The organism is Nonomuraea antri (assembly GCF_013283785.1).
GTDB classification, from domain to species: Bacteria; Actinomycetota; Actinomycetes; order Streptosporangiales; family Streptosporangiaceae; genus Nonomuraea; species Nonomuraea antri.
The window spans coordinates 22,818-31,112 of the sequence record NZ_JABCPZ010000125.1 but is presented as its reverse complement, the minus strand read 5'-3'; the positions used below and the strand labels follow the sequence as shown (position 1 = coordinate 31,112).

Below are 8,295 nucleotides of genomic sequence, written 5' to 3'. Positions count from 1 at the left end.
GGTCGCGCGCGTGTCCTCGGCCGGCAGCACCACCGGCGCGGCCTGGAGCGTGACACCGGCAGGCTCGGGCGGCCCGGCCGGTGGGACGGACAGCGGACTGGAGAGCGGCCCGGTCGGCGATACGGAGAGCGGTCCGGAGAGCGGCCCGGAGAGCGGTCGGGGCAGGGGGCCGGGGGATGGGTCCGGTGGCGGTTTCGGCGCGGCGGACAGGACGCCGGTCAGGCCGGTGGCGAACCGCGAATCGCCGCCCGCCGCCCGGAACGCCTGCGCCGCCTCGGCCAGCCGCCCGGTCTCGACCAGCGCGCAGGCCAGGTTGTAGTGCGCCTGCCCGGCCCGGCCGGCGTGCCGCGGATCGTCCTCGGCCAGGATGCGGAACCTGGCCGCCGCCTCCGTGGCCGGTTTGATCGCGGCGTCCGCCTCGCCCGCCCGCAGCAGGCACGCGGCCAGGTTGAACAGCGCCTCCGCGTGCGCCGCCGCCTCCTCGTACGGTGGCGCGGCGGCGAAGATGTCCACCGACTCGGCCGCGACCACCACGGCCTCGCCCACCCGTCCGACGGCCGCCAACCGGGTGGACAGCCCGGACAATGCCCCGGCCAGCGGCAGCCGCCGCCCACCGGCCCGCAGCCTGGCCACGGCCAGCTCGCCGAGCAGCACCTCCAGGGTCCGCAGCCCGAGCCGTCCATCGGCCGGGTAAGCGGACGGCAGCGCGGACACCGACTCGGGGAAGGCCGCCACCGCCGCCGCGATCAGGTCGCCGAGCCGAGTCGCCGGGGCCGCGGCCGCCTCCTCGACCAGCCGGTCGATCCGGCTGGTCACCAGCGTACGCAGCGCCGCCGGGCTCCCCGCGCGGAGCAGCATGTCGATCAGGTTCACCAGGTGCGCGGTCGTCCGGCCCGGATGGTCGTGCACGGCCAGGACCAGCGCGGCCAGGTCCTCGGTCTCGTCCAGCAGCCGCGCGGCCACGAGATCGGGCGCCAGGCCGTCGCCGGGGAAGACACGCCCCAGCCAGTCGGCCACGGCCATGCGGCGGCCGAGCCTGGCGGCGTCGCGCAACCCGGGCACGGCGGTCAGCAGCCCGCGCAGCTCGACCGGGCTCGGGGCGGTGAGCGTGCGCAGCGCGACCGCCTGCCTGGCCGTCACCTCGTCGAGCCGTTCCTGGAAGGCCGGCCAGACGCGGGCCCACTGCTCCTGCTCGCGGGCCAGGAACCGGCTGATCGGGTCGGGGCCCAGCTCGTCGCCGCGCAGCCGGAGCAGTGCGGCCAGGTGCACGCGCAGCGGCAGGCCGTACTCGGGGTCGTCCAGGGTGGGCGGCTCCGGCAGCGCGGCGCGGCTCGGCGCGAACGCCGTCATCGCGGCCAGCGCGTGCTCGCGCCGCTCCTGCAACGTCAGCGGATGGCTGTTGAGCTGGACGGAGGTGGAGGTGAGCCGGCGCAGCCAGCCGCCGGACGCGGTGTCGAGCCGCCGCCACCAGTCGCCTTCGCCGCGGGCCACCAGCAGCAGGCGTACCCGCGGGTTGCGCTCGTGCCTGGCCAGCCGCCGCACCAGCTCGCCCACCAGCGCGGGCGACGGCTCGGGCCGCTCGGCGACCAGCAGGGTGGGGCGCAGCGCGTCCAGCCGGGCGTGCGGCTCGGACAGCGGCGCGCCGAGCGCGTCCAGCGGCAGGAACCCGGTGTCCCAGCCCGTTTCGCGCAGTTCCTCGCAGAGTTCGGCGGCCAGGCGGGTCTTGCCGATGCCGGGCTGGCCGGCGAGCACGGCGATCGAGAACGGGTCGGGCTCGACGGCCCAGGCACGCAGCTCGGCCAGCTGCCCGGCCCGGCCGAGGAACGGCACCGCGGCGTGGCGGGGCACGAGCAGCGTCCAGTCAGGACGTTCCGCGGGCGGCTCGGTGCGCGCGGGCCGGAGCAGGGCGGGCAGCAGCACCGCGCGGTCGCTCTCCGCCACCGGCTCGACCTGGCCGGGCTGCACGCCCACCAGCGCCCGGAACCGCTCGTCGGCCAGCAGGGCGGCGATCGGCAGCGCGTCGAGACGGCGGTCGGCGTACCCGGCCCTGCTGGCCGCGATCACGCCGAGCACCTGCCCGGACGGCTCGGCGAGCAGCGCCGACCCGGACATGCCCAGCCAGAGCGAGGTCGGCATCGAGACGGGCTCGGGGCTGAGCACGTCGACGGCCAGCGACTTCGCCACCGCGCCGGTGGCCGCGTCGACCAGCCCGGTCAGCGTCTCGACGTCGCGGAACCCGGCCCGTTGCGGCGACTTGGCGAACCCTCTGGCCACGCAGCGCAGCCGGTCACCGGCCACCCGGCCCCAGCGGACGTGCTCGACCCCCGGCGCCGTCCGCCACGGCGCGAACGCCACCCGCAGCAGCACCGCGCCCATGCCGCGCCAGACCGGCTCGGCCGGCGACCACGCGGGCGACCAGGGCGGGCGCACCTGGCAGGGCGCGTCGGGCCCGGCCACCAGCTCCGACGTCAACACCAGGTCGGGGCCGACGACATAACCGGACCCGGTCACGCCTACGACGTCGTCGTGACCCGAGTAGACCTCGACGGCCCGCTCGAACCCGTGCGGTGGCCTGTGCATGGGGTCCCGCCTATGAGAGTTGTGCCGCGCCGACCTTCCCCTCTGGAACTATCGCATTCCGGCTCGGAAATTTCCCGGCTTGTCAGGCCTTCTCACCCGCGAGCCAGGCCGCCAGACCGAGATAGATCACGCCGCTGCCGACGTCGAGGCGGCGGCGGGCCCGCAGCGACTTGCGTACGCGGCCGGCCAGCGTGGCGGCGAGCAGCGCGAACGTGCCGTCGGACGCCAGCCCGAGCACCAGCCAGATCAGGCCGAGCAGCAGGATCTGCGGGGCCGGCGGGCCCGCCTTGAGATCGATGAACGGCGGCAGGAACGCCAGGAAGAAGATCGCGGTCTTCGGGTTGAACACGTTGACCACGAATCCCTCCCAGAACAGCCGCCGTTTCGACTGCACGGTCAGCTCCACGGGCTCGTCGGCCTGGCCGCGGGTCATCAGCTTGCGTACGCCGAGCCACACCAGGTACGCCACGCCGACGTACTTGACCACGGTGAACGCCGTGGCCGAGGCGGCGAGCAGGGCGCTGACGCCCAGGGCGGCGGCGCCGATGTGCACGAGGGAGCCGACGTGGATGCCGAGCACGGACACCAGGCCGGCCGTCCTGCCTTGGGCGACGCTGCGGGCCACGATGAACAGGACCGCGGGGCCGGGGATCAGGAGGATGCCGAGCGTGGCGGCGCAGAACAGGGCGATGGTCGCGAGATCCGGCATGTCCTCATGGTAGGGACGGCGTCAACGGCTTTACCGGCCGCGCGAAGAGGCCGCCGGCGGCTTCTCCCGCCGCGCGGACAGGCCGGCGCGCAGGGCGGCCAGCAGGGCGTCGGTGGCCGGTGGGTGCGGCGGTTCGCCGTAGACGGCGGCGTACACGTGCCGGGTGGAGCCGGGCACCTCGGCGATCTCGATGTCCGGGTTGCGGTGCGCCTCCAGCGCGAGCCCGGGCAGCATGGTCAGCCCCATCCCGGCCGCGACCAGCGCCTGCACGGCGACGATGTCGTCGCTGGTGAACGAGATGCGCGGGGCGAACCCGGCCTTGTCGCAGACGTCGAGCAGGTGGCTGCGGCAGCGGTCGCACCCGGCGATCCAGCTCGATCGCGCGTGCTCGGCCACCGAGCCCGGCGGGGTGTGCCCGATCAGGTAGCTCGGGTCGTCGAAGAGGTGGACCATGTGGATGCCGGCGTCCTCGGGCGCGGTGTCGTCGTAGCGGAAGATCACCGCGACGTCCACGCGTCCGCCGCGCAGCAGCCGCAGCGCCTCGGGCGGCTCGGTCTCGGTCAGGTGCAGCCGCAGCCCGGGGTGGTCGACGGCCAGGTGCTTGGCGGCCTTGGGGATGAACGTGCCCAGCGCGGAAGGGAACGCGGCCAGCCGCACCCGGCCCGACTTGAGCCCCACGTGCGCGGCCAGTTCCTCGGCGGTGGCGTCGAGCCTGGTGATGATCTCGGCGGCGCGGTCGGCCAGCAGCCGGCCCGCCTCGGTCAGGCGGATGCCGCGCCCGGCCCGCTGGATGAGCTTGGCGCCGGTCTCGGCCTCCAGCCTGGCCAGGTGGTGGCTGACCGAGGGCTGGGAGTAGTGCAGTTCCCTGGCGGCGGCGGTCAGCGATCCCTTGCGCGCCACCGCGACGAGCACGCGAAGCCGGACGATGTCGAGCATTCATCAACCGTATCTATGAATGGGCCAGAAGACTTCTGTTGGACCTATCAGTCGGAACGTAGCACCGTAGAGGGGGAAGACGGAATATCCGCATTCCCTAGGGGGACACCATGAATATGGTCACCGCCGTCAGGCCGGGTCTGGACGCGCTCGTATCCGGGATCTCCGGCATCGTGGCTCGCGGGCTCGCCCCGCGCGACACCGCCTTCGCCGTCGCCGACCTGCTGCGCGCCCGGCTCCCCGGACTCGACCTGCTCACCGAGGAGGAGCGGGCGGGCTCACCCGAGAGGTACGCCTCCCACCTGCTGCACGCCCAGGACGAGTTCTCCATCGTGGCGGTCGTGTGGCGGCCGGGCCAGGAGACCGTGATCCACGATCACGTGTCGTGGTGCACGTTCGGCATCCTCAGCGGCATCGAGCACGAGACCCTGTACCGGGACCTGGGCGACCACCTGCTGGAGATCGGGCGGGCGGCCAACCACCCTGGCGACGTCAGCGGATTCGCGCCGCCCGGCGACATCCACAAGGTCCGCAACACCAGCACCGAGGTGGGCGTCTCCCTGCACGTGTACGGCGCGGACGTGAGCGTGCTGGGCAGCAGCGTCCGCCGCGTCTACGACCTGCCCGTACGCACCGGCTGACGGATCACCTGACGCGGCCGTGCAGCAGTTCGACCAGCGTCGCGTGCGTCTCCTCCAGCGGGCGCTCCGGGTAGATCGCGCGGCGCTCGATGGAGACCGTCAGCACCATGCCGAACACGGCCGTGGCCGCGGTCTCCACGTCGAGGTCGGCCCGGATCTCGCCGTTCGCCGCGGCCCGGCGCAGCACGTCCGCGTAGACGCCCAGCGCCTTGGCCCGAAGCTGGGCCACCGCGTCCTGCCAGGCCGTCCGCCACATCTCGGCGAGCAGCACCCGGGCGAACGGCCCGTGCTCGGCGAAGAACCTGAGCTGGCCGAGCACCACCGCGTCGAGCGACTCCAGGCCGCTCCCGCCCTGACCGGCGGACTCGGCCAGGGCGTCGGCCAGCTTCGCGATCGAGTGTTCGAGCAGGGCCGCGAACAGGCCCTCCTTGCTGCCGAAGTTGTAGAACACGGTGCCCTTGGCCACGCCGGCCCGCTCGGCGATCGCCTCGACCGTGGTGGCCGAGTAGCCCTGCTCGGCGATCAGCTCCACGGCCGCGCCGAACACCTTCAGCCGCGTCTCCAGCCTGCTCACAGCGACAGTTCCGGATGCAGGCGCTTCATGGACCAGGTACGGCCGCGCTGCACCGCGAGAACGGTCAGCGCCAGCCCGAGCACGAGGAAGGCGGACAACACCCCGCAAGCCTGCCACACCACGGTCAGCTCGCCGCCACTGATCAGCCTGCGCAACGCGGAGACCACCCAGCTCATCGGCAGCCACGGCGAGATCGTCTGGAAGAAGCCCGGCGACGTCTCGATCGGGTACGTGCCCGCGGCCGAGGTGAGCTGCAACATCAGCAGCGCCAGCGCCACCACCCGGCCGGGCGGGCCGAGCAGCGCGTTGACCGCCTGCACCACCGCCATGAACGCCGCCGCCGTGAGCAGCAGCAGCCCGGCCACCCCGGCCCAGTGCGCGGCCTGCAGCCCGAGCGCGAACCTCAGCACCGCCACCAGCACGCCCACCTGCGCCGCGCCCAGCGCCAGCGCGGGCAGCCAGCCGGACAACGCGATCCGCAACGCGCCCGTGGTGCCCGCCAGTCGGCGCTGGTTGAGCGGCTTCAGCACCATGTACGCGATCATCGCGCCCACCCACAACGCCAGCGGCAGGAAGAACGGCGCGAACCCGGTGCCGTAGTTCGGCACCTCGTTGTCCACGCTCTTGGCCAGCCGCACCGGGTCGCTCATCACCTCCGAGCGCGCGTCGCGTTCGGCCCGGTCGTAGTCGGGGATGCGGTCGGCGCCCTCGTCCAGGCCGCCGGCCAGGTCCTCGGCGCCCTTGGCCAGCTTGGCCAGGCCCTTGTCCGCCTGGGCCGCGCCGTCGTGCAGCCGGTCCACGCCGGTGTGCAGCCTGGTCGCGCCGTCGCCCAGCTTGACCAGCCCGCCGCCGAGCTTGCCCAGGCCGTTGGTGACCTGCTCGGAACCGTCGTGCAGCTTGGCCGCCGCCTGATACAGCTTGCCCGCGCCGCCACCGGCCCGGGCGAGGCTCTTGTCCACGGTGGCCGCGCCCTGGGCCAGCGTGGCCAGGCCCGCGTCCAGCTGGTTGACCTGGTCCCTGATCCGGTCGACCCGTGAGCCGATCTCCGGCGCGACCGCGGCCACCCGGCGGGCCGACCTGGCCAGTTCCCGCGCCTGGGCGGGCAGGTCCGAGCCGCCCCCGCGGACCCGGTCCCGCAGCCCGCCCGCCTGGTCCGCGGTGCGCCGCGCGGCGGCGGCCGCCGCCCGCAACGCCTCGCGGACCTGGGGGTCGGCGTCCGGTCCCAGCCGGTCGAGCGCCGCCTGGGCCTGCCCGGCCGCCTCCTGGGCGCTGTCGATCACCCGGCCCGCGCGGCCGTCGTCCGCGCCCTGGCCGGCGGTGTCCGCGACGCGATCGGCGGCCACGGCCAGCGCGTCGGCCGCGTCGCCGACCTTGGGCCCCCACTCGTTCAGCACCGGGACGTACTTGTCCGCGAGCTGGTTGACCGTCCTGGTCTGGGCGTGCACCTGGTCGGCGGCCTGGCGGGCGCCGTCCCTGAGCGCCGAGGTGCCCTCGGTACGCAGCCGTCCGAGCCCGTCGCGCAGCGTGCCGATCGCTTTCCTGGCCTGGCCGACGCCGTCGGTGACCTGCCGCGAGCCGTTGTGCAGCTTGCCCGTGGCGGTGTTCGCGCTGTTCAGGCCCACGGTGAGCTGACGGGCGCCGGACTCGGCGGTGCCCAGGCCGGTGTTGAGCCGCGAGACACCGTCGCCCGCCTTGACGGTGCCGTCGCGCAGCTTGCCCGCGCCGTCGGCGGCCTCGGTGGTCTTGTCGTGGATGTCGCCGATGGAGACGAAGACCTTGTCGAAGTAGTCGCGGATGGCGGTGCGCTCGGCGGCCGCGCGTACCTCGTTGAAGACGGCGTCCGAGATGCTGCCGATGATGTAGCTGCGCCCGGTGTCGACGCGCAGGCCGAGCTGGGCCGGGGTGGGCGTGACCGCGTCGTCGGACGGCGAGGCCAGGCGGGCGCTGAAGTCCGCGGGCACGGTCAGCGCCAGGTAGTAGCTGCCGTCCCTGACGCCGTCGGCCGCCTCGCGCGCGGTGGCTTCGTGCCAGTCGAACACGTCGCGTTCGCGCAGCTCGTCGGCCAGGTCCTGGCCCGCGTGCAGCGTCTTGCCCGACACCGTGGCCGGCCGGTCGGCCATCACCAGAGCGACGGGCACCCGGTCCAGGTTGCCCTGCGGGTCCCAGAACGACCACAGGTACAGGCCGGCGTACAGCAGCGGGAGCACCACCACGGCCGCCAGCGCGGCCCGCGTCAGGCGGGAGCGCAGCATGCTTCTCATCACAGTTCCACCAGGTGGTCGTAGCGGGCGGGCGGCTGGACGCAGGAGGCGATCACGGTGTGGTCCAGGTCGCGCAGCAGGTTCCACAGCGACTGGCACGCGGCGGCCGGGAGACCGGCGTCCACGTTGTCGGCCAGGATCGCGCGCGGCTCGTCGAGCAGGGCCAGCGCGACGCCGAGCCGGACGCGTTGCTCGCGGTCCAGGTCGCGGACGAACGCGCGCTCGTCCACGGTCAGGCCGGCCCGCTCCAGCGCCGCCCCGTAGGCCGCGGCGGGCCTGCGGCGGCGTTCGCGCAGGTGTTCGCGCACGGTCAGCGACCTGTCGAGGTCGGTCACCCCGTCGACCAGCGCCAGCGCGGCGACGCGGCGGATGGCCCGGCGCCTGGTGTGCCCGGCGACGCGCAGGCCGCCGTGCGTCGGCTTCATCCGGCCGGCCAGCGTGAGCAGCAGGCTCGTCCGGCCGCTGCCCGCCGGGCCGGCGACGACGGTGAACGCCCCCGCCTCGGCTTCCAGCGACACGGCGGGATACACCCCCGCCACCGACAACCCCTCAGCGACGATCTCCACGAACCTCATCCTTTGAACTGACCAGTCA

General features: G+C 74.2%; 6 protein-coding genes and 1 pseudogene. 1 reads left to right on the top strand and 6 read right to left on the bottom strand.

Features of this window, described 5'->3' with window-relative positions; all coding sequences use genetic code 11:
• From HII36_RS32970 to HII36_RS32960, 3 genes and pseudogenes are all read right to left on the bottom strand, one after another.
• Positions 1 to 2,580, bottom strand: a pseudogene (locus tag HII36_RS32970) (hypothetical protein); the annotation flags it as partial.
• A gap of 82 nt (positions 2,581 to 2,662) precedes the next feature.
• Positions 2,663 to 3,289 carry a LysE family translocator gene (locus HII36_RS32965; protein ID WP_173527208.1) on the bottom strand — a complete coding sequence of 209 codons (627 nt, stop codon included), beginning with the start codon at positions 3,287 to 3,289 and terminating at the stop codon, positions 2,663 to 2,665.
• A 30-nt stretch (positions 3,290 to 3,319) separates the two neighbouring features.
• Positions 3,320 to 4,225: a LysR family transcriptional regulator gene (locus HII36_RS32960; protein WP_173527207.1), complete on the bottom strand. Its 906-nt coding sequence runs from the start codon at positions 4,223 to 4,225 to the stop codon at positions 3,320 to 3,322.
• Between the two features lie 110 nt (positions 4,226 to 4,335).
• Here HII36_RS32960 and HII36_RS32955 point away from each other — a divergent pair, with 110 nt between their 5' ends.
• The gene (locus HII36_RS32955) at positions 4,336 to 4,866 is read left to right on the top strand and encodes a cysteine dioxygenase family protein (RefSeq protein WP_173527206.1); all 531 of its coding nucleotides are present in this window, start codon (positions 4,336 to 4,338) and stop codon (positions 4,864 to 4,866) included.
• Positions 4,867 to 4,870: 4 nt separating this feature from the next.
• On the opposite strand, the gene HII36_RS32950 is transcribed toward HII36_RS32955, so the two are convergent.
• Genes HII36_RS32950 through HII36_RS32940 form a run of 3 tightly spaced genes read right to left on the bottom strand, consistent with a single transcriptional unit; the run spans position 4,871 to position 8,267 of the window.
• Entirely contained in the window at positions 4,871 to 5,440 is a 570-nt protein-coding gene (locus HII36_RS32950; protein ID WP_173527205.1) for a TetR/AcrR family transcriptional regulator, read from the bottom strand.
• The gene (locus tag HII36_RS32945) at positions 5,437 to 7,701 is read right to left on the bottom strand and encodes a YhgE/Pip domain-containing protein (protein ID WP_173527204.1); all 2,265 of its coding nucleotides are present in this window, start codon (positions 7,699 to 7,701) and stop codon (positions 5,437 to 5,439) included. The genes HII36_RS32950 and HII36_RS32945 overlap by 4 nt, the downstream gene beginning before the upstream one ends.
• A complete protein-coding gene (locus HII36_RS32940) occupies positions 7,701 to 8,267 on the bottom strand; it encodes an ATP-binding cassette domain-containing protein (protein ID WP_328807994.1) in 567 nt (188 codons plus the stop codon). Before HII36_RS32940 ends, HII36_RS32945 begins: the two co-directional genes overlap by 1 nt.
• Between the last annotated feature and the right edge of the window lie 28 nt (positions 8,268 to 8,295).